A 22,392-nucleotide genomic window follows, 5' to 3' on the forward strand; every position below is an offset into this window, starting at 1 on the left:
CCCCCCAAAGCTTTGCCATTTTTTGGAATCCACCCTTACAGATTGCTGCCCTCATGAGCTACTGTTTGAACCCAGTCTGCCCAAGCCCAGAAAACCTCGCCAATACAGAGCGCTGTCAAGCCTGTGGCGCTAGTTTGCTGTTGCGCGATCGTTATCGTGTCTTGCATGCATTAGGACAAGGTGGATTTGGTGCAACGTTTCTCGCAAAAGATGAATCTCTGCCGGGTCAACCTTACTGTGTGATTAAACAGCTCCGTCCGACCACAACTGCACCTCATGTGATGCAGATGGCGCGAGACTTGTTTGAACGGGAAGCCCAAACCTTGGGGCGCATCGGCAATCATCCCCAAATTCCCCGCTTACTCGATTATTTCGAGGCAAATCAAGAATTTTATCTGGTTCAGGAATATATCAGCGGTTCCACCCTTCAGCAGGAAATCAAACGCTCAGGAGCTTTTAGCGAAGCAGGGGTCAAGCAGTTTCTCAGCGAGATTCTGCCGATTATGCAGTATGTTCACAGTCATCAAGTGATTCACCGAGATCTTAAACCTGCAAACTTGATTCGGCGATCGCAAGACTGCAAACTTGTGCTGATTGACTTTGGAGCCGTCAAAAACCAAGTGAACTCTGTATCTGCCGCGAGTTTATCGGATCAGACTGCACTCACCGCTTATGCGATCGGGACTCCCGGATTTGCGCCACCCGAACAAATGGCAATGCGTCCGGTTTATGCAAGCGATCTCTATGCATTGGGTGTGACTTGCATTTACTTATTGACCGCAAAATCTCCAAAAGATCTCGATTACGATCCTGCCACAGGTGAATTGTTGTGGCAAAAACAGGTGCATCTGAGTGAGCACTTTGCAGGCGTTTTGAAGAAAATGCTGGAAGTCTCCGTGCGGCATCGGTTTCAGTCAGCCAATGAGATTTTACGCGCGTTGGATTTGGAGCCGTATCTCGACAGTTTGGCAAATAGTATGAATAGCGTTTCAACCCGATCAACGCTGACAAAACGTGACCCTGATTCTCAACCGAGTTCTCCGGCAGCACGGGCAGCCATGGCAATTCGGGCGCGCAATCAGCGATCGGAATCGACGAATTTACAGACCGGAGTGGCTCGGAATCGCGTGATGGCAGCTCGCCCAACGACTCGTGATTCAGGCGGACGAACCGGGAGCAATAGCAACACATCCGGCAACAAGACTCAGGCGGCTCCAAAACTTGATTCTGCAACTCTCGTGTCTCTGTACGGTAAGGGTAAACGAGATTTTGCGTCGCATGATCTGTCGCTACTCGCCATTCCGAAAATTAATTTGTCAGGCGCTGTGTTTCATCAATCGAATTTGAAACAGATTAATTTACAAGGCGCAAATTTATTCAATGCTGATTTTGGCAAGGCGAGTTTGCAGCGAGCCAACTTGCGCGATACTAACTTGGCACAAGCTTATTTGAGTAATGCCGATTTAGAAGGGGCAGATTTACGAGGTGCAAATCTTACGCAAGCGTATTTACTCAATGCGAATTTGCGGAATGCAAATTTGTGTGGCGCAAACCTCACAGGCGCAAAACTCACCGCAGAGCAGTTAGCAATGGCAAAGACTAACTGGCTCACCGTCCGCCCAAATGGCAAAAGAGGCATTTTGTAATGACAAAGACTCGCTATTATTAGAAAAACAATCGGTCGAGATATGTTGATAGCGGTTATTGTCTTAAATCTTGCGCTGGCTTTGTATGGGTTTTATCTCACCTGGCAAATGTGGCAGTTGCGGCAAGCTTTTTCTAGAGCCGCAGATGCACTGGTTGTCGCAGAACGGCAAACGCATCAAGTTTTGTATGGTGCACCGATCGCGCTCGAGCGTCAACAGCTCGGCGTACAAAGAATAAGACATACGTATCGCCAGCTTGAACCGAAAGTTCGGCAGGCACAGCAGGCATTTGCCCTGTTGGGAATGGGGATGGGAATGGGACGATCGCTATTCCTCACCCCTCTCCTAAACCAACGCGCGAAAAAATTTGCTACAAAATCAGCTAAAGGACGAATCAATCGCTAGATTGCGGTTCAGTCTGGCAGAATGAGGAAAGGTCTGGTGTTACAGAGTTGGTTTAGTGAGTCGCAAGGGGTAGAGCCAAGATATGTCTGACAATCGATCGGGATCATTTTTAGGCGGCATGATCATCGGAGCAGCAATGGGGACGATCGCAGGATTATTAATTGCACCCCGTCCAGGACGAGAAACTCGACAGTTGATCAAAAAGTCGGCAGATGCTCTGCCTGAACTTGCGGAAGATTTATCCACCAGTGTCCAACTTCAGGCAGATCGCTTTTCTGAGTCTGCGCTGCGAAACTGGGATGACACACTGGGACGATTAAAAGAAGCGATCGCCGCTGGATTGGAAGCAACCCAGCGTGAGCATCAAATTCTCAGTCGAGAGTCTGAATCGGGGAGCGATCCTAAACCTCCAGTTCGCGATCGTTTGCGCTAAGCGAGATGAGATGAAGTGTGACTGATCCTATTTTTTGGCTAGGCTTATCGATTTTACTCGTGGCGATCAGTTTGACCGCCCTCTTAACTGTGGCAATTCCTGCATTTAACGAGATGGGACGGGCAGCCCGCAGTGCCGAAAAATTATTCGAGACGTTGAATCGGGAGTTGCCACCGACGTTAGAGGCGCTCCGGATTACCGGAAATGAGGTGACTGATCTCACCGATGATGTGACTCAAGGCGTTCAGAGCGCCAGTCAAGTGGTGAAGCAGGTAGATGAGACTCTGACCGGTGTGAAGCAACAAGCACAGAAAGCCCAAACAACTGGGCGCAGTGTTTTTGCAGGCGTGAAAGCGGCATGGCGGACTCTGAACCAACCTCAGAATAAATCGCGGCGAGCGAATCGGATGGCGGCGAGTGGAGATCCGCGATCGCTACCCCACGAACAGAATGGAAATCATCATTTTGAAGAAGTGACTTCTGATCTGGAACTAAATTATGAGTGGGAAGATCAGGACGAATCGCAGACGAACAAGCCGTCTGAACCTTCGCGATCGCCAGTGCGCCACGACCCAGAATAAGCAAAATTATTGATCCTGTTCCAGCGAGATGAATCGCTGACAGCATTCCTATATTAGAATTAGTTAAACAAATGTAAACAAAAATGAGCGTTTATTCTAAATGCATCATTTACGATTACTTTTAATGTTCTTTAGTGACCCATTCGTGAGATCGTGCTATGCCTAATCTTCGAGTCCGCCGTCTATTTCAAGGTTTGATGGCACTGATGGTCGTCATTTCTGTCTGGACGATCGCACCAGCGGCACAGGCATATGACAATCCTGATTTATTGCCGGATCATCCGACCAACGTGATTGATTTGGCAAATGAGTTTACGAACACTCAGGAAGAAGCACTTTCTGCTGACTTGTCAAAGTTTGAAGCTGAGACGGGCTGGAAATTACGGGTTCTGACACAAAGCGATCGTACACCTGGAACCGCCGTCAAAGGCTTTTGGGGACTAGATAACAAAAGCGTTTTGTTAGTTGCCGATACACGAGGCGGAAATCTGCTGAATTTTAGTGTGGGTGATGATTTTTATCCCTTGCTGTCTCGGACGTTTTGGATCGAGTTACAAACTCGATTCGGGAATCAATTTTTCGTGCGAGATAACGGCGGGGATCAAGCCATCTTAGAAGCGTTGGAATCCGTAAAAGGATGTTTACGCCAGGGTGGATGTAAGGTTGTCCCTGGGTTGCCGCGTGAACAGTGGTTGTTAACCCTGATTACTTCAACGGTTGGAGGGTTAGTGTTTGGATTTGCAGCACAACCTCGTAAAGAAGGACAGGTCTTCGCTTGGCAGTGGGCGCTGATTTTCTCGCCGCTGTGGGGGATCTTATTTTTGGCGTTTGGAATTGGGCCAGTCATCACTCGTACCACCGATTGGTTGCCGCTGTTTCGGAATGTGGCAGGATTTGCGATCGGGGCTTTAGTGGCATTTTTAGCACCCACTTTGGGTCGATCGTCTACGTCTGAAACTTAAACCCTAGTAGGAAGATGGAGAGATGGGGAGACGAGGGAACTTCAAATGCTCCCTATCTCCCCATTTTGCTGATCATTTTGACTCGATTCGTGACGAGGTGGTGTGTCAATGCAATTTTTGGGATATTGTTTCCAAGAATTGAGCATGTCCGCTTAGACACAGCCGAGTTCAAGAGATTCAATCATGACAGCATCGAATTCTAATGGATGGGTGCAAACGGTTTCTGAATTGATCAAAACGTGGATTCAACCGATCTTTGAGATCGGGATCTACTTAAGAGTTCCGGTGACGATCGCGATCGTCGCGTCCTTAATTTTTACAAAAGTTGATCAGACTATAGAGGTCTATCGCGCGATCGCTTCGGATAGTAACAAATTTTATGAAGCAACCGTGACGGTTAGTTCTGTCTCATTGCTCACAGTCTTCGTTTGGTATGTCTCCCGTTTTCTAATTCTGGAGCAAGGGAGTAGATTTCAGAGTGGCTTAGCAAATTGGACGCCCAGGATTTTAGGGATAATTCCACTTCTTAGCTTAGTACTCGGAATTCTGAAGGCTTGGAACGAATCGATCAATGATCAGGCTCGATCTTTTTTAATGATTTGGATGATTTCAAGCCTCAGCATTGGGATTATCATTTTCTTCCTACTGTGGAAACGCACAGACTTATTTCATCGATGCTTTTTGGGATCTAAGTCTCAAGGGGAAGGGCTGTTTGCTCCACAGGTTGAAATTGGGCTTGCGAATGTTGCGTACACGATCTTTAGTACATTTTCTTTGCCTTTGATTGCAGCAGCAGCAGATTCGAGAGCGGCTTTGGGAGTCATTATCGTTTTTGGTCTGTCTGTCCTGCTTAACCTCATTCTGTATTCTTGGCATTCCCATCTAGCAGCGAGGATCGTTTTGTGGTGGATTGCATCGATTTCCGCTTCTGCTATTTTCGTCATTGCTCTGCCATCTACGGTGATTCCTAATGCGGTTGGAGCGGTGAGTGTGATTGCGATCGCATTGACTACGCTCGTTGTTGTCTTTTCAACTATCTATTACTGGGCATTTAGAAATAATGTTCCAGCTCTCACGATTTTACTAGGATTAGTTGCGATTTCAAGTCTGCTGAACCTGAATGACAATCATCGGTTTCGGCAAATTGCAACCTCTGATAATTCTCCATTGCCATCTTTAGAAGCAAGTTTTCAAACCTGGCTAGCAAGCCGTCCCGATCGCGATCAATATTCAGGAAAACCTTATCCAGTGTATATTGCATCAGCCCAAGGGGGCGGGATTTTTGCGGCGTATCATGCAGCGACTACTTTTGCACACTTGACTGAATCGATTCCAAGCTTTCCTCAGCATCTTTTTACGATTAGTAGCGTTTCTGGTGGGAGTTTGGGATCAGCAGCGTATGCGAGCTTGCTCAAGACCGGAGAGGCGCAAAATCTCAGTGAAAAAGCTAGCCAGCTTTTTGAGCAAGAGTTACTTTCTCCGTTACTGACACTGGGCTTTTTTCCAGATCTGATTCAGAGATTTATTCCCTTTCCAATCTATGACTGGGACAGAGCGACTGGGTTAGAACTTGCCTTTGAAAATAGCTGGAATCAGCTTGGTAATAATCGTGAAAATCCTTTGAAGCAGTCTTTTTACAAACATTGGCAACCTCAAGGAATTGCTCCTGCGCTGGTATTCAATTCAACCATCGTTGAGAACGGAAAACGTTTGGTGATAAGTCCTTTTGAGATTGTATTACCGACTCAAGAAAGGATTGCTCTAAACGAGAGTCAGTTAGATTTAAGGTTGAGTACGGCGGCTGTATTGAGTGCTAGGTTTCCTTTTGTAACTCCGGTGGGTTGGTTTCAACGCAAGAGTGACGGAAGTAAGTTACGGCTTGCGGATGGTGGGTATTTTGATAATTCGGGGATTCCTACTGCTCTTGATATTGGTCGAGCTTTGCAGAAAGTAAAAGGGTATGGGAAAAGCTTTGAATTGATTTATTTAGCGATCGTAGATCAACCACAAGTTGATTCAGGAAAACCGCTCAAGTCGGCAGGAATGAATGAGATCTTGTCGCCGATTCGCGCTCTATTCAGTGCGCGTGAAGCTCGGAGTGCCAGCGCGATCGAGCTATCTACCTATACTCTCAATGATGGAATTACTGACCCATTTAAGCTAAGGTTCAGAACTCTAATGCTAGAAAAAGTAAACTTAGACCAACAGATCAGGCTTCCGCTCGGTTGGCAACTTTCTACTGCTTCAAAAGAGTTTATTTTCAATCAGATTCCTGCACCTAGCCAATGTAATGCAACGCAGTTCAGACAAATCTTGAGCCGCAATACTTCTAATATTGACGTAAAAAATCACAATAGCTGTGTTGCAAAGTCGATCGAGAGTGATTTGAGCTAGCTAAAACACACCTTACTCAACGTCTTTCTGAACTCGATTCAAAGCAGCAACTAAGCGATCGAGATGCGCTTTCTCATGAGTTGCCATTATCGTCATCCGAATCCGGCTCGTCGGCACAGTCGGCGGGCGGATTGCAGGGGCGAAGATTCCTTCAGCTTGTAGAGATTTTGCAGCTTCTAATGCAGTTTGCACATTCGGCAATTGCCAGCAGAGAATCGGAGACTCTGAAGGGAGAAGTGCGAAATTTGGAAGCTGTGATTTGAGATAAGCAACATTCTGCCAAAGGATATTTCGGCGATCGCGTTCTTGTTGCACAATTTGAATTGCTGCTAATGCCGCCGCAGTATCAGCCGGAGACAGCCCAGTTGTATAGATCCAACTGGGTGCGCGGTTTCTTAAGAAATCAATCAATTGCGCTGAGCCAGCAATGTAACCGCCTAGACTTCCTAATGCCTTGCTGAGCGTTCCCATCTGAACGATCGCGCGACCTGTACAGCCTAAATGTTCAACACATCCTGCACCTGTTGCACCCATTACACCCGTTGCATGAGCTTCGTCTACTAGCACCATGCATTCAAATTCATCTGCTAGGTCAAGAATCTCTGGAAGCGGGCAGAGATCGCCATCCATACTAAACACTGTGTCTGTAATGATCAAACAATGCTGAAAATGTTGGCGTTGTTGTTCTAGCTTAGTTCGTAAGTCTTGAATATCACAATGAGCATAGTCGAGCGTTGTTGCCCCGCTAACAATCGCACCATTTCGTAAGCTCGAATGATTGTATTGATCAGACAGAATTAAGTCGCGCTTTCCGACTAAAGCAGCGATCGCGCCTAAATTTGCTAAATAGCCTGAACTAAATACGATCGCATCTTCAGCTTGTTTGAGTTGTGCGATCGCAGTTTCTAACTCTCGATGTAAAGCCCGATGCCCAGTAAGCAAGCGCGATCCAGTACTGCCAGTTCCATAGTTCTGAATCGCTTGAATCGCGGCATTGATTAACCGATCGTCGGTGGCAAGTCCTAAATAATCATTGCTGGCAAAATTGAGAAATTGACGATTGTCAATTTGAATCACTGCACCCGGACGATCAATGGTTTGAGTCGATCTCTGCCAACCCGCACGCTCGATCGACTTTAAGGACTGCTCAAGCCAAGCATAAGGATCATTCTTCATCCGGTTTTTCTGTGATTTCAGCACTCTTACCGCGAACGGGCGGCAATTTATCGACTAAACCCATTTCAAATGCCACATCGGGCAATTCTCCAGCCAGATAACGACCCGGCTGAAAGACTTTGCCCGGAGTAAAACACATTTGACGCAATTGTACTGTTTCGGCAGGGAGAAACATTGTTCGAGATAAGCGGCGTTCGATTCCCATGATTTCATCCTCTAAAGGCTAATGTCATGCTGCTGCATGTAGCTTAACAACCAGTTCGCCATTGTGGCACGACGAGTTTTTCGGGGCACCAGTTCATCGACTTTGTAGCCGCCAAATCCCAGTTGTTCTTTCAGAAGTTGCTTATTTTCAGAGGGAATCGATCGGGTTAATTTCACGACGGCTGGACGGCTTTCGATAAAATTCGGCGGTTCAGGATAGGCTTCTAACCAATCTGGTGAAACCGTGGCATCGTCATAGCCTAGGTAATGACAGACTAAACAATTGGCAGTTTCATCATCGATTTCATCTTTGAGAATTGCCCAGATCGTATCGGAATTTAGGGGTGGGAGATTAGACATCATCTGTATCACGGATTGCGGCAAGACTATTCAGAGGGTAATTGTGCAGGTGATGTTGTTTCTTCAGATTGCACAATCTGTTGCATTCCCTCGGTCACATAAACTTCAACATCGCGCTGAATAATCGATTCGACTTGTTCACTAAAAATTGGTAAAGCTTGGCGATGATTTTCGTAAGTTCGATATGCACCGCTAAGCTGAAAGAATTGCCAACCTTGGGTTTTGAGCAGTTCTGAAGCTCTGCGATAACTATACCAACGCTTGCCGTACTGATGAAATTCTTCTAAGGCAGTTCCGATCGCAATTGCTGAGCTAATCGCTACGGTAGCGACTTTGATCCCTCGCTCAAATATCTTATCTTCATTGAAGTTGAGTAATACGATGATCGGCAAAATTGCACTCAAGACAATCGTCCATTTTCTGCCGCTTTGATGTCGATCGCGCATCTTATTTGATTTGCCTTCCATCCAAAGCACTTGTTCGAGCCAACGGAGCTTCAGATAGTCTTTGCCAGATTGCTCTAGATCGAGCCGCTCAATCATCCCTTCAAAATCAGATTGAAGCTTGTTGTTGTAGTCAACTTTGGGTTTATTCATTGAATTTGATCAACAAATTTGCGAATCGTCTCTAAGTGTTCAATTGTAAATTCAGCGTCGTTATGTTTTGCACCTGGAATAAATAATAATTGTTTCTCTGTCGGAGTTGCGTTATACAAAGCTTGGCTCATCGCAGGTGGAACAAGCTCATCAGCATCGCCATGAATGAAAAAGGCAGGGATTTTCAGCGATCGTACTTTGTCGATCGAGTTAAATCGTTGCGTCAAGATGATCTCTAAGGGAAAAACGCGAAAGTAAGGATTTCTTTCTGCCATATCCTGCAGAGAAGTGAATGTGCTTTGGGTGACTAATGCTCTGGCTTCGGGATGTTTTGTGGCGAGATCAATGGCGACTGCACCGCCGATCGAGTATCCATAAATTGTGATTTGCTTGGGTGGAATATTGCGCGTCTGAGTTAAATAATTCCAAGCGGCTTCTGCATCGGCATACACTTGTGATTCTGAGGGAAATCCGCCTTCGCTTTTGCCGTAGCCGCGATAGCTAATCACAAGTACTGAGAATCCAAGCTGATGAATGCGATCCATTTGGTCAATGCCGCCTAACGTGCCGCCGTTGCCGTGAAAATACAGCACGGTTCCTAAGTTCGGCTTGCTGCCTTGTACCCACCAAGCATGAATTCGCTCCGGTTTTCCAAACCAGTTTTTCACAGGAATCCAGACTTCTTCGGCAGATAAGCCTAAATCGGCAGGAGTTTGGTAAATGGTACGGGTTGGAAAGAAGATGAATCGAGATTGAATCAGAAACAAGACGAAACAGACGATCGCGTAAACTCGCAATGCGATCGCTAAAATCTTCCACAATAGTTTTGGATGGAATTCCATTGACATCTAGCCTTGAGAGTTCACCGCTCAACGATTCTAGAGTTTATTTTTGCGATTGGTTAAATCTCGATCGGATTTCAAGTTTTGTTCCAATATGTGAGCAAGCTAGATATGTCGTTGGAATTTGGTGATGGTAAGTTGTCTGTTCAGAGATCTGGGTTAGCGGGTTCATTAAAGCGATCGATGATTTCTCGAATCTCGCTGGCTGCAAGGTTAGTTTCATCCGATTTGGAATACAGAGTAACCAGCAGAATGCAAACTTTGTCTCTGCGTTGGTAAATGACTCGATAGCCTGCACTTTTGCCTTTCTGAATGTCGCTATTTCTGACACGGACTTTGAAGACGGTGTAAGTTGTGCCAGGAATTTGATCGCCGGGGCAGTTGCCGCTTGCGAGATCGTCAAATAGAGATTGGAGATCCGATCGAATGCTGCGATATCGTTTTGCTAGTTTGCGAAGTTGTGACTGAAAGTCGAGTGAAACTAAGATTTCAATGGCAGAAGACTCAGGCATCAATGTCGTCCCACAGCTCAGAAATGGGCTTTACTCTGCCCGCTTGGATGTCTTGCAAGGAAAGCCGCAAATGGGCCAGGATGAGTTCGTTTGGGTCGTCGTCAGGATCGCTTGGAGCAGTTAGGATTTTGCGATCTACAAGAAGCTGGTAAAAGTCATCAACATCCATCTCAATAACTTGGGCAGCTTGCTCGATGAGCAGGATTTTTTGTTGGAAGAGTGCGATCGCGAGTTCGGTGAGGAGTTCGGCTTCGCTGAGGTGAAGAGAGTCGGGAAGGTCGATCGTGATTTGCATAAGTTGAGCGATGAGAAGAGATAGTTTGATTTTAACTTGAGGTTTTCTTTTGCCGGATCTCTTCAGCGGCTTTGCGGTTGCCTTTGGCGATCGTGATGGTTTTACTCTTTGCTATTCTTCGCCTGCCATTTGTAGCACTTATTGATAAAACGCAGGGCTTATCCAGGTTCCCTGGTCGATTAATCCGTTGAGCAAGGGAGAGACGTTACTGATGATTCGTTGCTCTCTGGCAAGAAGCAGAATTCCAATCGTTCCAATGATGGGTAAGCCTAGAGTTTGAGCAAGGTTGCGCCCTGCTCTTTCATCCATCAGCAATCGATCGGCTTGCACTTCTTCTGCGAGTGCAATTGCAGCACATTCCCCTCGATCGAGTCCAGGAGTTTTTAGAAGTTGTTCAATTCTTTCGGTTTGCTGGAGGGGTCGTATTTCAATCCAAGTTGCCTTCGGAATCAACAGGCTAGCGGGATGATTTCCGGTCGTGAGTTCTGCGTGAACCGTTGGTGGGATGAGAATTTTGGTAAAGAGGGAAGATAACAAATCGAGGCGATCGATTTTGGCAAGTTCGCTGAGGGGTGTAGTGTTGGAAACAATGATCACGATTAGAGCAGATTGCGAGTTTCAGCAATTTCTTGAGCGAGTTCTTCTGGAGTTTGTTCTGGAAAGGGTGAGATTTTGTACTGTGCCATTAAATCCAAAATTTCTAAACGGCTGAGGTTGAGACTCTGCGCTGCGTAACCTGTGCTAATGCTGCCGTGGCGTAGGAGTTCCATAATGTAGGACTCACGCGCTTTGGATTCGGCTTGCTGACGAATGGCATCGTCTAATTGAATGTCTGGTGAGAGGTCGATCGTGATTCGCATGAATCGAGTAGAGAAAGAGGATAGTTTGATTTTAACTTGAGGTTTTCTTTTGCCGGATCTCTTCGGCAGCTTTGCGGATGCCTTTGGCGATCGCTAAAAATGCTTCATCTTGATTGTTCCAAGTTGTGACGGCTTTTGCGCCTGCTCCGTGAGCAATCGGGAGCGATTGGAGTTTGCCGAAGGGGGCAGATTCCCAGTCGCAGGGTTTGAGAATGATGGGGATGATGCGGGCTTCGCCTTTTGTGTGACGATCGAGGGCGCGAGTGAGTTCTGTGTCGTAGCAGTAGTCGGAGGCGAGAAAGTTGGAACTGATCAGGAGCAGGATGATGTCGGCGGTGTTGAGGTTTTGATCGATCGCGGTTGCCCATTCGGTTCCAGCGGTGATGTCGCGATCGTGCCAAGCCGTGATAATTCCTTGACGTTGAAGGAGTTTGAGATGTTTATCGAGTTCGTCGCGGAGGGTTTCGTCTGCGTGGGCGTAGGAGTAGAAGAGAGTGAGCGGAGTATCTGAAGACGTGGATAATTGTTCTGGATTTGCAGCAGATGAGGTTTTACTTTCAGAAATTGAGGGATTGTTGTTTTCGATGTAGGTATCGACTCGCTCGAAGATTTGGACTTTCTGAGCATTGGGGAAGTTGTACTTGGATGGATTGCTCATTCTGGAAGTTCTTGTAAGGTACTCAATCTAATTTGAACTGGTAGATTAATCAATATCTATGTTTTCCCAAAGCTGAGAGACAGGTTTAGTGCTGCCAGCTAGGACATTTTGCCAGCCTTGATAAAGTCCTTCTCGTATTTCTTCGATCGAGGTGTCTTCGAGGTCTTCTTCGGGTTCAGCAACGAGGATAATTACGCGAACTCGACAGATTTGAGCAAGATTGAGCGGCTCATCCAGGATGAGTTGTCCGGTCTCAGTAAGAGTTGCAGTGGTTTCGATCGCTTTCATCATTGCGTTTCCTTTGCTTGCAGTAGAATTTGCGTGTAAAGCGCTGAACTGACTCTAAAGGAGGCTTGTTGGATTAGGGCATCTAGGATAGGTTGAACTTTTGGAATCAGTTGACGTTGCTTCGCAATCAATAGAATGCCAAGGATTCCGATGATTGGAATGCCTAGTTTTGCGGCTTCTTGTCTGCCTCTGCGCTCATCCATTAGGAGTTCATCGGCTTGTTGTTCCAATGCAAGCACGATCGCATAAGATTCGCCTGGATCAAGGTTTTGATCTTGCTGTAGAGTGTTTGCCATGGCGAGATCGACGATCGCTTTTGTTTCAATCCAATCAAGGGATAAGACGGCTTTAATTTCAGGGCGTGAGGCATTGCTGAGTTCTTGTGCAACGACATCGGGAATCAGAACTTTGCCATAGATGCTCTGAAGTAACCAAAGATGATTGACGATCGCTAAGTTTCCAATCGCGGAGGTGTCGCTAACGATGATCATAGCCAGCCGCGTTCTTGAAGATGTTGCACGTCTTGTTGGAATTCTTCAACATCGTAATGGATGCAGATGCCGCGATCGCCGATTAGCTTTTGGAAGTCCATGATGTGCATTCCTGCGATTTTGCTGGCGCTGCCGAGGCTGACGCGATCTTGCTGGAAAAGCGCAATTGCGAGTTCGCTGCGGAGTTCCGCTTCGCTGAGATGGAGAGAGTCGGGGATGTCGATCGTGATTTGCATGATTTAGGCTCCTTGGTCAGGGGTTTCACTCATTTTATCGAGATAGGTAATTGCTGCTTTTGACCAGACGCTTTCTTCGAGGTAGTGTTTGGCGATTTCTGCGAGGGTGGCTTTGATGGCTTGGAGATGACGCTCTGGATTGAGCAGTTGTTGGCGGAGGGTGACGAGGGGATGAGTTGTGGAGTGTTGAATCTTGGTAAATTCTGCATCGAGAATGGTGAGGGCTTGAGATTCGGTCTTGACTTGGGGATGTTGCGTTTGGAGTTGAGTGAGGAGAAGTGTGAGGTCAGCGATCGCTTTTTTGATTTCGGGATCTGTGGGATGGGTGTTTTCGATGTAGGTGTTCACTTGCTCAAAGATTTGAACTTTCTGAGCGTTGGAGAAGTTGTATTTAGATGAGTTGCTCATGATAGTTTGTTTAACCTCGGTAACGTTGGGATAGTTATTGATGATTGTGTGTGTGAGATCGCTGTTTTGTGGAATTTGTCGATCGATTTTCTGTGGTTCCAAATAGGCTTGATAAACTTCATAGTTGTAGAATTTACATCGTTCCTGAATCTCCAGAATGGAATCTAGAGGGTTAAATAGACCATTGTCTCGAAAATCAGTTTGTAAGAGATTTGATAAGTATTTCAGTTGTTCTGGCTTCCCCAAATCGCTCATAAGTTTCGCAGCTCTCCAACTGATCGTCAAATCTTGACTTGATAGGGCATCAAGAAGATATGGAAGTGTAATGTCGAAGCTAGAGCTTCCCAAAGCAATGGCAGCGGCATGACGAACTGTAGTATCTCTACTGTTTAAAGCCTCCAGAAGCATAGAAGATTTGATTTCAAAATCAGTCCTGGAGAGTGCTTCTAAAGCACTTGATTGAACTTCTTCATTAGAATTTGCTAAAGCTTCAACTAAAATATAAATTGCTTGTGGAGTACCGATCTTTTGTAATCCGAAAGTGATTGAGGATGCAATACTGACTCTATTGTTCAGTATTGTTTTGTCGTTTAACAATTCCTGCAATGCACAAATAGCTTTGTCTCCTCCTATTTTTGCAATTGCATCAATTGTCTCGCCTATAGAAAGAAGACCAGGAAGTAAGCTCTTGCTACCCAAGTTCTTTACTAAATTGACTAAATGGGGAATATCAGTTTCATCACTTATATCTCCCAGAATCTTTATTAATTGAGAGTAAGAAAAATCTTTGAATGTAAACATATCCGAATCTGCATTCCTGAAAGCTTCCTCAAACAATATAGATTTTGCAGTTTTGCTACCTATTTCTCCAAGTGCTTGAATTACTCTAAAATCTGTGAAGGGATTGTTAGTCGATAGTTGCTCTCGTAAAAATGGAATTGCATGGTCAGATTTTGTAAAACCTAGAAGTCTGATTCTCAGCGTTTGAGAAGGTGTTTTGCTGTTAAGTAAGGCAATATTGATGTTTTGTAGTTCTGGTTTGGTATGCTTAATGAGTTTTGCTCCAAACACTAAATCAATTGATACCGCTAGTTCAATCAGTCTTAAGACTTGTACTTCATCCTCTGCTAAGGATAATGCCATTGCTGTAGGTTCTGTCCACTTTAGATAGTTGAGATACTCTTTCTTCAGCGTCTCATCGTTTAGCCTTGGCAACTGCTCTAACAATGCCTCCGCTGCGTAATATTCCTGAATCAGTTGATGGCGAAATTCTAGTTCTTCCTGATTCGTTCCTGCTTGGATCAGATGATGCTTTTGCAAATCTCGCAAACACTTTCGCGTAAAGTCTTCAGCATAGGGTACTTTCTCCTCCAGAAATTGGGCGATCGCCCTAACCGCCGCCTCCCTGGAAATCGCCACCCGAAACTCCGTCGGCTTCTCCCCCTGCATCATCACCCAAGCTAACTGCTGAAGCACAGGCTTCCACCAAGCCTTATCGCTCTCAATTCGCACATCCTCTTTCAGATACTGCTCATACCCCTGCGTAAACCCCCGAAACACCAACCCCAAATTCTCAGGAATCGTCCCAGTTCGCTGAAACAAGCTACACAGCATCCACAGCAACAAAGGCGTTTGTCCCAACTCACGCAATCGAGCTTTTAACTGCCACAACATCTGTTCAGCTTGCTCTGGCACATAAGCCCGAACAAACTCCCGCATCTGAACTTCAGAAAGCGGCTGCATTTCTAGCTTCTTCTCAATTCCCAGATCGCCCCCGATGCTCAAATCTCGCGTGGTGAAGATCATCGGGAGTTTCGGATGATTGCGTCGAAAAGCGGAAAGCTGCGATCGAGCTTCTTCAGACGGCAACTCATTCACCCCATCAAACAGAATCAGCGCATTCTTCAGTGCTGTCTCAACCTGTTCAGCAGGCATCTCATGCCGAATCAATGAATCATGGATCAACTGCTCGATCGACCCTTGCCAGTAGCGCAATTCTACTAAGACAGGAATCCTTGCTTGCTGATTCGTCGCCTCTTCTAGCATGAGTCGCGCCAAAGCTGTAGACTTCCCCGATCCCGGTCGCCCGACTAATAAAACCTGCTGATCCGCATACTTCCGAAGCCCATCCAGCACGGAGAATCGCTCGACCTTCTCTTCTGTCTGTCGATCGCGCTCCTCCCGTTTCACCGTCTGCACCATCAAACCAAAGTCGAAAAACGGTGACGCTTCTCGCGACTGTCGTTGTTTTCCGGTCGCATCCGTTAGGGTATAGTACTCCCACCACTTGGCGTAAGTCGTGCGAATTGATGCGAAATAAGACTGGAAATCAAAAGTCATACAGAAGCGCGATCGCAAAACGCCATGTCTTTTATTCTACATCGCGCTTTTTTTCTGTTGCTCGATCGACCCTTCAAACAGGAGAACGGAGCAAGAAGAGTGGGGAGTAGGGAGGTACAAACAGAACCACTCCCCACTAAACTTAGAACAGCGATAGTAGCCGCAAATTCCATTCACCCAGGCAACCGCAATGCGACGCTCTGCCGAACTGATTAGATCTTAGATTTGACAAACGCAGCTAAGCGATCGAGTCCGCGCTCGATCGTATTCATATCCGTCGCGTAAGAGAAGCGAATATGATCGTCTGCGTCAAATGCAATTCCAGGAATTCCAGCAACTTTCTGTTCTGTCAGCAAACCATCACAAAACTCAAGCGAAGTCATGCCGAGCTGACTAATGTTGATAAACAGATAGAAAGCTCCATCCGGTTTTACACAAGTTAATTTGGGAATCGCAGTTACCCCGTCAAACATCACTTGTCGCCGCTCGGCAAAAGCTTGGCGCATCTTCTCGACACAATCTTGTGAACCTTCATACGCCGCGATCGCGCCATATTGAGCAAACGTACAGACATTCGAGGTGCTATGCCCTTGAATCTTCGTCACCGCTTTGATTAAATCCAGATTCCCCGCGAGATAGCCGACTCGCCAGCCCGTCATCGAATAAGCTTTGGCAAATCCATGACTGATAATTGTGCGCTCAAACGCTTCTGGACTGACAGCCCCAATGCTCAAATGCTCTGCACCGTCATAGAGCAAGCGCTCATAGATTTCGTCTGAAACCACGTAGATATTTTTCTCAACGATCACTTGAGCGATCGCGCGAATCTCATCTGGGGTGTAAACCATGCCCGTAGGATTTGAGGGCGAGTTGAGAATGAAAAGCTGCGTCTTATCTGTGATCGCTTGGCGCAACTGCTCTGGCGTAATTTTGTAGCCTGTTTCAGCCGTCGTTTTGACGATCACAGGCACACCCCCCGCGAGTTTGACCATTTCGGGATAACTCACCCAATAGGGAGCGGGAATAATCACTTCATCGCCCGGATCAATCATTGCCATCATCAAGTTGTAGAGCGAATGTTTACCGCCATTCGTCACGATGATATTTTCGGGAGCATAGGAGAGTTGATTCTCGGTTTGCAGTTTGTGCGCGATCGCTTCTCTTAAGAGCGGTTCTCCAGCAGCAGGGCCGTATCGAGTTTTACCTTGTTTCAACGCATCAACCGCCGCTTGCTTGATATGGTCTGGTGTATCGAAATCGGGTTCGCCTGCGCTAAAGCTACAGACATCAATACCGTCACGCTTCATCGCCTTGGCTTTTGCGTCGATCGCGAGGGTGAGCGATGGAGTCACCTGACTTACTCTTCCTGCCAGTTTCATATCAGTTCCAGAACGCGGAGGTTAAATTAGGATTTAGATCTTAACGTGATCCCCTGATCTTAAATGCTAATTTTTTTGGGAATTCAGGTTTGAGAGCAGCCTAAATTTCTTGTTATCCTGATTAAACTTCATTGAGCTAAACGCTTATGAGTGATGATCACGCTCAGATTCTCAATCGCTATCGCAAATTAGACAAAATCAAGCGCCAAATCGTACAGGTGTTCTCGGTTATGTATGAACCGATATACCGTGCAGCTTGTTTGAAATGTCTCCAGCATGCGGGGATCAGAGAGGGTGGGAAAGTCTTGAGCGATGCGATGCTGAAGACGAGACTCGATCGCTTAATTAATGATGAAATTTTAGTGCAAGTTTCAAACGGGTTTCAGTGCAATCCAGCGATCGTTGAAATTGCAACTCGGGACGCGATCGCAGACAACAAGTTTGAAACCCTGGTCGCCGCGATTGAGGCAGTGAATCCCATTCAAGTGCTCTCAGGCAGCGCTAAATATTTCAAGAATGAGCAACAGTTCTTGCGCGAATTTCGCATCGGCATCTATCGAAACGATCTCACCTACGCCAGTAAACAGTTTGAGCACTATTCTCGCTACAGCTTTAATCGAACAAAAATCACGATCGATGAAGCGATCTTTCAAGTCTGTAATCATCCATTCGATGCCAAATGGGTGCGCTCATTGCCACCACCCTTATATGAAACAGTCCTCCTCGGAATTTTGAATCATTCGGTGCAGCAATTCGTCCCCGCGAATGAGGCGTTTACGCTGCTTCAGGAAGATTGTCAGCAAAACAAGACTAAATTTAGTTGGCAACCGCTGCTTTTAGTCGAGCAACTGTTATTGAGAGGACAACTGGCTGAAGCACAATCTATTTTAGAACGCTTACCCGCAGAGCCAAGTGCCGCATTATCAGGATGGCTAAAAACGTTAAGTGGGGATTTCGAGACTGCGATCGCACAATATACGATCGGGCTTGCTGCCTTTCGCAAAGCTATCGGCAAACGCAAAGCCTATTTCAGCGGGCTACTTGGCATCTTTTTCATCTTGGCATTGCTAAAAGCGGGATCGACCGCTCAATTGAGTGAAGCTAAAACCTATGCAGGGATTGGAAAACAGGCAAAGAATTGGCTGAGTCCAACCTATGAAACGCTAGAGAAAATCATTCAGCTTCAGCAAGGAGACATTGGTCAGAAAGATTGGATTCTCGATTTAGCTCCTTATCGACATCAGCATGGCATCGAAACAATTGTGAATGCACTCGTCGTGTACTGGACAGACACATCGACTGCGAGATCCAGACTTTCAAGTGGACTCAGCGCTTTCTATGCTCAAGCTCAAGCCTCAGGCTATTACTGGGTCGCGCTAGAAGTTGCTATGTTACTCTCGCGATTCAAACCCAAGAGCGAATTTGTTGAAATTGCAGAACAACTTCAGCGATCGACCGAAATTGTTCCTTTAGTTGATTTAGTCAAGTCACTCGAACCTTGGGAGCTTTGCCTAAATGCATTGACAAACCTCAATCAAGCTCCCGTTGTTTCTGAACCTTCCGAAACAAAACAGCGCTTAGCTTGGTTTATCACAATGTATGCTAGCTCTTGGACAATTCAACCCAAAGAGCAATCTTTGAATGCAAAAGGCGAATGGGGAAAAGGTCGAAATGTTGCCTTGAAGCGTTTAGTGCGATCAAGTGAGGATTTTCCTTACTTAACCGAGCAAGATCAGAAAATTTGTGCTGGACTCAAAGCTTATTCATCAGGCGGATATTATGGACAGGTCGATTATCGATTTGACGAGAAAGCAATTCTAGGTTTAATCGGTCATCCCTATGTCTTTTGGGACGATGCACCAGGCACAAGGATTGAGGTAGTCCGAGGTGAGCCAGAATTGATTGTGAAAAAGGGAAAGCACGATCGCTTAACCTTAGAACTATCTCCAGCTCTCAAAGACAATCAAAGCATTTTATTAATCAAAGAAAGTCCAACTCGGCTGAAAATTATTGAACTGACGGCTGAGCATCGACGAATTGGAGAAATTCTAGGATCGCGCAACAAATTAGAAGTCCCTGAACAAGCGAAAGATCGAGTGCTCAATGCGATTCACGCAATCTCTGGACTGGTGACCGTTCATTCAGATATCGGTGGTGGTGTGAGTGCTGAAGAAGTACCTGCTGACCCAACTCCTAATTTTCATCTTCTGCCTGCACGATCCGGGCTGAGAGTTGCCGTATTAGTTCGTCCCTTTGCAACGGGTGGATCATACTATCGTCCTGGAATGGGCGGAGAAACTGTCATTGCAGAAGTCGAAGGTCAGCGATTACAGACTACACGAGACCTGAAGCTAGAACGAAAATTGGCAAATGATGCCATGCTCGACTGCGATATTTTAATGGAACATGAGCAAGAAGATGGCGAATGGCTCATTGAAGATCCAGAGGATTGTTTGGAGCTATTGCTAGAGCTTCAGGAATTGGGCGATCGCATTATTATTTCTCATCCCGAAGGTGAAAAGTTCCGCATTCGCCGCGAAGTTGGAATCGGCAATTTTCAGATGAAGATTCAACGCCAGCGAGATTGGTTTGAAGCCAGCGGTGAACTGAGAATTGACGAAGACTCAGTGCTGGAAATGCAACGGCTGTTAGAACTATTAGGACAATCGAACAGTCGATTTATTCGTCTAGAAGATGGTCAGTTTCTCGCACTCACCAAAGAGTTTCGCAAACGACTCGATGAATTTCGAGCGATCGCAGAACAGCAAGGCAAGAAAACCCGATTTCATCCACTTGCCGCAGTTGCGATCGAGGATTGGATCGATGAAATTGGCGAACTAGAAGCCGATCGATATTGGCAAAAACACATTCAAAAACTCAAAGAAGTAGAATCTCTCGATCCGGTTCTTCCTTCAACCTTACAAGCCGAACTTCGCGACTATCAAATCGAAGGATTTCGCTGGATGGCAAAGCTTGCTCACTGGGGCGTAGGAGCCTGTTTAGCCGATGGAATGGGATTAGGTAAAACGTTGCAATCGATCGCCTTAATCCTCACTCGTGCTGCGAATGGAGCAACGTTAGTCATCGCTCCAACTTCGGTGTGCTTGAACTGGATTAGTGAAGTTGAGCGTTTTGCTCCAACGTTGAATGTTGTGCAATTTGGAAGTGGCGATCGCCAAAAAGTTCTCGATCGTCTACAACCGTTTGACATTTTGATTTGCAGCTATGGCTTACTTCAGCAAGATGACGTTGCCCAAAAGCTAGCTCAAATCGAATGGCAAACCATTGTGCTCGATGAAGCTCAATCGATTAAGAACTTTGCAACTAAGCGATCGCAAGCTGCAATGAACCTCAGAGGCGGTTTCAAACTGATTACAACCGGAACCCCGATCGAGAATCACTTAGGCGAATTGTGGAATCTATTCCGATTTATCAATCCTGGCTTACTCGGTTCACTGGAGCAATTTAACGAACGTTTTGCGACTCCAATCGAACGATTTGAAGATAAACAAGCCCGAACTCGCTTAAGAAAACTGATTCAACCGTTCATCCTGCGCCGGACTAAAACCCAAGTCTTACAAGAACTACCTTCTCGAACTGAGATTGTCCTGCATGTCGAGTTAAGTCCTGACGAACGGCTTTTCTATGAAGCGCTGAGAAAAAGTGCAATGCAGCGTCTTGCAGAATCCGACGCAACTGCGGGACAAAAGCACTTGCAAGTCTTAGCTGAGATTATGAAGCTTCGTCGATCGTGCTGTAATACTCGATTAGTAACTCCCGACTCTCCACTTCCTAGTGCGAAGCTGCAACTGTTTAGCGAAGTGCTAGAAGAATTGCTTGATAACAAACATAAAGTTCTCGTCTTTAGTCAATTCGTCGATCATCTCAAGATTTTGCAAGAACTATTGAAAGAAAAAGCGATCGCTTATCAATACCTCGATGGCTCCACTTCAACCCCTGAACGCAAGAAGCGGATTAATGCCTTCCAAGCAGGTGAAGGCGATGTGTTCTTAATTAGCCTGAAAGCAGGAGGAACAGGACTCAATCTGACAGCCGCAGACTATGTGATTCATATGGATCCGTGGTGGAATCCAGCCGTTGAAGATCAAGCTAGCGATCGTGCACACCGAATTGGTCAGCAGCGTCCTGTGACAATCTATCGACTCGTGGCAAAAGACACGATCGAAGATAAGATTGTCGATCTCCATCAACACAAACGCGAGCTAGCAGATAGCTTACTAGAAGGCACAGAAGTCAGCGGCAAAATCTCGACCGATGAACTGCTTCACTTGATTCAAGAAGGTTAAATCAGTTCAAGCTTTGCCAGTACCAATCAAGCTTCTGAAGAGAATGCGATCGCAAAGCACTTTGACTTTAAGAGTAGCAATCGTTAGATTCTCGTTCAATTTCTGATGGCTCCGAATCACTCTGATGACTCCGAACAAGTCTCTGAGCAATATGGGCAAGAAATTCCTTCTTGATACAGAGGAGAGGCTTTTTCATCGGGAGAGATTGGATGTCCGCAGGCATAGCACATATCATACGAGCCATCTTTGACTCCTTGCGTCACTGCCACCCGTTGGTCAAACACAAAACATTCGCCCCGCCACAAGCTCTCCTCTAAAGGCACTTCTTCCAAATACTTGAGAATCCCGCCTTCCAAGTGATAGACCTGCTTAAATCCTTGAGACAGCAGATACGCCGAAGCTTTTTCGCAGCGAATTCCGCCTGTGCAGAACATTGCAACTTTCTGATGCTGAGTTGGGTCAAGCTGCGATCGCACATAGTCTGGAAACTGTCGAAACGAAGCAGTTTCAGGATCGATCGCCCCTTCAAAACTGCCGACACTGACCTCAAATCGATTGCGCACGTCAATCACGATCGTCTCAGGATCAGAAATCACCGCATTCCACTCTTGCGGTTTCACATAGGTTCCAACTTGCTGAGTCGGATCGACTTCAGGAATGCCTAAGGTGACGATTTCTTTTTTGAGTTTGACCTTCAAGCGATCGAACATCCGCGATTCGGTTTCAGATTCTTTCACGTTCAGGTCAGCAAATCTTGAATCGCTGCGGAGATAGTCGAGAACTTGAGCGATCGCAGGTCTTGATCCCGCGATCGTGCCATTAATTCCTTCCTGCGCCAGCAGAATCGTGCCACGAATTTCTTGCTCTTGACACAGAGCCAGTAAAGGAGCGCGCAACTCCACATAATCTGGGAGAGAAACGAACTTGTAAAAAGCAGCAACCAACATGAGAGATGAAGAATCAGGGATTCTAGTTTAGCGTTTTCCGTCTAAAGTTTGATCCAGAAAAACGGGCGAAAG

At 46.2% G+C, this 22,392-nt stretch carries 23 protein-coding genes; 7 read left to right on the forward strand and 16 right to left on the reverse strand.

Going from position 1 to position 22,392, the window contains the following annotated elements; all coding sequences use genetic code 11:
* Positions 1-53 precede the first annotated feature (53 nt).
* The 6 genes from LEPBO_RS0121555 to LEPBO_RS0121585 all read left to right on the forward strand — a co-directional run bounded on the left by LEPBO_RS0121555 (position 54) and on the right by LEPBO_RS0121585 (position 6,421).
* Positions 54-1,646 carry a serine/threonine-protein kinase gene (locus tag LEPBO_RS0121555; RefSeq protein WP_017289653.1) on the forward strand — a complete coding sequence of 531 codons (1,593 nt, stop codon included), beginning with the start codon at positions 54-56 and terminating at the stop codon, positions 1,644-1,646.
* A 42-nt stretch (positions 1,647-1,688) separates the two neighbouring features.
* Positions 1,689-2,051 (forward strand): hypothetical protein, encoded by a 363-nt coding sequence (locus LEPBO_RS37845; RefSeq protein WP_017289654.1) that lies wholly within the window; start codon positions 1,689-1,691, stop codon positions 2,049-2,051.
* Positions 2,052-2,133: 82 nt separating this feature from the next.
* Entirely contained in the window at positions 2,134-2,484 is a 351-nt protein-coding gene (locus LEPBO_RS0121565) for a YtxH domain-containing protein (protein ID WP_017289655.1), read from the forward strand.
* 17 nt (positions 2,485-2,501) lie between these two features.
* A complete protein-coding gene (locus LEPBO_RS0121570) occupies positions 2,502-3,065 on the forward strand; it encodes a DUF948 domain-containing protein (protein WP_017289656.1) in 564 nt (187 codons plus the stop codon).
* 158 nt (positions 3,066-3,223) lie between these two features.
* Positions 3,224-4,027 (forward strand): TPM domain-containing protein, encoded by an 804-nt coding sequence (locus LEPBO_RS0121575; protein ID WP_026148814.1) that lies wholly within the window; start codon positions 3,224-3,226, stop codon positions 4,025-4,027.
* Positions 4,028-4,210: 183 nt separating this feature from the next.
* Positions 4,211-6,421 carry a patatin-like phospholipase family protein gene (locus LEPBO_RS0121585; protein ID WP_017289659.1) on the forward strand — a complete coding sequence of 737 codons (2,211 nt, stop codon included), beginning with the start codon at positions 4,211-4,213 and terminating at the stop codon, positions 6,419-6,421.
* A 12-nt stretch (positions 6,422-6,433) separates the two neighbouring features.
* Here LEPBO_RS0121585 and bioF read toward each other — a convergent pair whose 3' ends face one another.
* From bioF to LEPBO_RS0121660, 15 genes are all read right to left on the reverse strand, one after another.
* Complete coding sequence (bioF, locus tag LEPBO_RS0121590; RefSeq protein WP_017289660.1) at positions 6,434-7,597, reverse strand: 8-amino-7-oxononanoate synthase; 1,164 nt, start codon at positions 7,595-7,597, stop codon at positions 6,434-6,436.
* Positions 7,587-7,802: a hypothetical protein gene (locus tag LEPBO_RS0121595; RefSeq protein ID WP_017289661.1), complete on the reverse strand. Its 216-nt coding sequence runs from the start codon at positions 7,800-7,802 to the stop codon at positions 7,587-7,589. The genes bioF and LEPBO_RS0121595 overlap by 11 nt, the downstream gene beginning before the upstream one ends.
* 11 nt (positions 7,803-7,813) lie before the next feature.
* Complete coding sequence (locus tag LEPBO_RS0121600) at positions 7,814-8,164, reverse strand: DUF1823 family protein (protein WP_317135190.1); 351 nt, start codon at positions 8,162-8,164, stop codon at positions 7,814-7,816.
* A 23-nt stretch (positions 8,165-8,187) separates the two neighbouring features.
* On the reverse strand, positions 8,188-8,757 hold the full coding sequence (locus LEPBO_RS37850) for a DUF4231 domain-containing protein (RefSeq protein WP_017289663.1): 570 nt from the start codon (positions 8,755-8,757) through the stop codon (positions 8,188-8,190).
* Positions 8,754-9,599, reverse strand: a complete 846-nt coding sequence (locus tag LEPBO_RS0121610) for an alpha/beta hydrolase (protein WP_017289664.1) — start codon at positions 9,597-9,599, stop codon at positions 8,754-8,756. Before LEPBO_RS0121610 ends, LEPBO_RS37850 begins: the two co-directional genes overlap by 4 nt.
* Before the next feature lie 146 nt (positions 9,600-9,745).
* The gene (locus tag LEPBO_RS0121615; RefSeq protein WP_017289665.1) at positions 9,746-10,111 is read right to left on the reverse strand and encodes a type II toxin-antitoxin system RelE/ParE family toxin; all 366 of its coding nucleotides are present in this window, start codon (positions 10,109-10,111) and stop codon (positions 9,746-9,748) included.
* Positions 10,104-10,406, reverse strand: a complete 303-nt coding sequence (locus tag LEPBO_RS0121620; protein ID WP_017289666.1) for a UPF0175 family protein — start codon at positions 10,404-10,406, stop codon at positions 10,104-10,106. Before LEPBO_RS0121620 ends, LEPBO_RS0121615 begins: the two co-directional genes overlap by 8 nt.
* Before the next feature lie 138 nt (positions 10,407-10,544).
* A complete protein-coding gene (locus LEPBO_RS0121625) occupies positions 10,545-11,003 on the reverse strand; it encodes a DUF3368 domain-containing protein (RefSeq protein WP_017289667.1) in 459 nt (152 codons plus the stop codon).
* Between the two features lie 2 nt (positions 11,004-11,005).
* Positions 11,006-11,266, reverse strand: a complete 261-nt coding sequence (locus LEPBO_RS0121630) for a UPF0175 family protein (RefSeq protein WP_017289668.1) — start codon at positions 11,264-11,266, stop codon at positions 11,006-11,008.
* Positions 11,267-11,297: 31 nt separating this feature from the next.
* The gene (locus LEPBO_RS37855) at positions 11,298-11,924 is read right to left on the reverse strand and encodes a toll/interleukin-1 receptor domain-containing protein (protein WP_017289669.1); all 627 of its coding nucleotides are present in this window, start codon (positions 11,922-11,924) and stop codon (positions 11,298-11,300) included.
* 45 nt (positions 11,925-11,969) lie between these two features.
* Positions 11,970-12,215 carry a type II toxin-antitoxin system RelN family antitoxin gene (locus tag LEPBO_RS0121640; RefSeq protein ID WP_225885685.1) on the reverse strand — a complete coding sequence of 82 codons (246 nt, stop codon included), beginning with the start codon at positions 12,213-12,215 and terminating at the stop codon, positions 11,970-11,972.
* The gene (locus tag LEPBO_RS0121645; RefSeq protein ID WP_017289671.1) at positions 12,212-12,703 is read right to left on the reverse strand and encodes a DUF3368 domain-containing protein; all 492 of its coding nucleotides are present in this window, start codon (positions 12,701-12,703) and stop codon (positions 12,212-12,214) included. The genes LEPBO_RS0121640 and LEPBO_RS0121645 overlap by 4 nt, the downstream gene beginning before the upstream one ends.
* Positions 12,700-12,939 carry a UPF0175 family protein gene (locus LEPBO_RS0121650; protein ID WP_017289672.1) on the reverse strand — a complete coding sequence of 80 codons (240 nt, stop codon included), beginning with the start codon at positions 12,937-12,939 and terminating at the stop codon, positions 12,700-12,702. Before LEPBO_RS0121650 ends, LEPBO_RS0121645 begins: the two co-directional genes overlap by 4 nt.
* Positions 12,940-12,942: 3 nt before the next feature.
* Positions 12,943-15,687, reverse strand: a complete 2,745-nt coding sequence (locus tag LEPBO_RS37860) for an NACHT domain-containing protein (protein WP_017289673.1) — start codon at positions 15,685-15,687, stop codon at positions 12,943-12,945.
* A gap of 212 nt (positions 15,688-15,899) precedes the next feature.
* Entirely contained in the window at positions 15,900-17,066 is a 1,167-nt protein-coding gene (locus tag LEPBO_RS0121660) for a pyridoxal phosphate-dependent aminotransferase (protein WP_017289674.1), read from the reverse strand.
* 146 nt (positions 17,067-17,212) lie between these two features.
* On the opposite strand from LEPBO_RS0121660, the gene LEPBO_RS0121665 reads away from it, so the two are divergent.
* Positions 17,213-21,373 (forward strand): DEAD/DEAH box helicase, encoded by a 4,161-nt coding sequence (locus LEPBO_RS0121665; RefSeq protein WP_017289675.1) that lies wholly within the window; start codon positions 17,213-17,215, stop codon positions 21,371-21,373.
* A 116-nt stretch (positions 21,374-21,489) separates the two neighbouring features.
* On the opposite strand, the gene trhO is transcribed toward LEPBO_RS0121665, so the two are convergent.
* Entirely contained in the window at positions 21,490-22,320 is an 831-nt protein-coding gene (gene trhO / locus LEPBO_RS37865; RefSeq protein ID WP_017289677.1) for an oxygen-dependent tRNA uridine(34) hydroxylase TrhO, read from the reverse strand.
* Between the last annotated feature and the right edge of the window lie 72 nt (positions 22,321-22,392).

The organism is Leptolyngbya boryana PCC 6306, assembly GCF_000353285.1.
In the GTDB taxonomy this organism is placed as follows: Bacteria; Cyanobacteriota; Cyanobacteriia; order Leptolyngbyales; family Leptolyngbyaceae; genus Leptolyngbya; species Leptolyngbya boryana.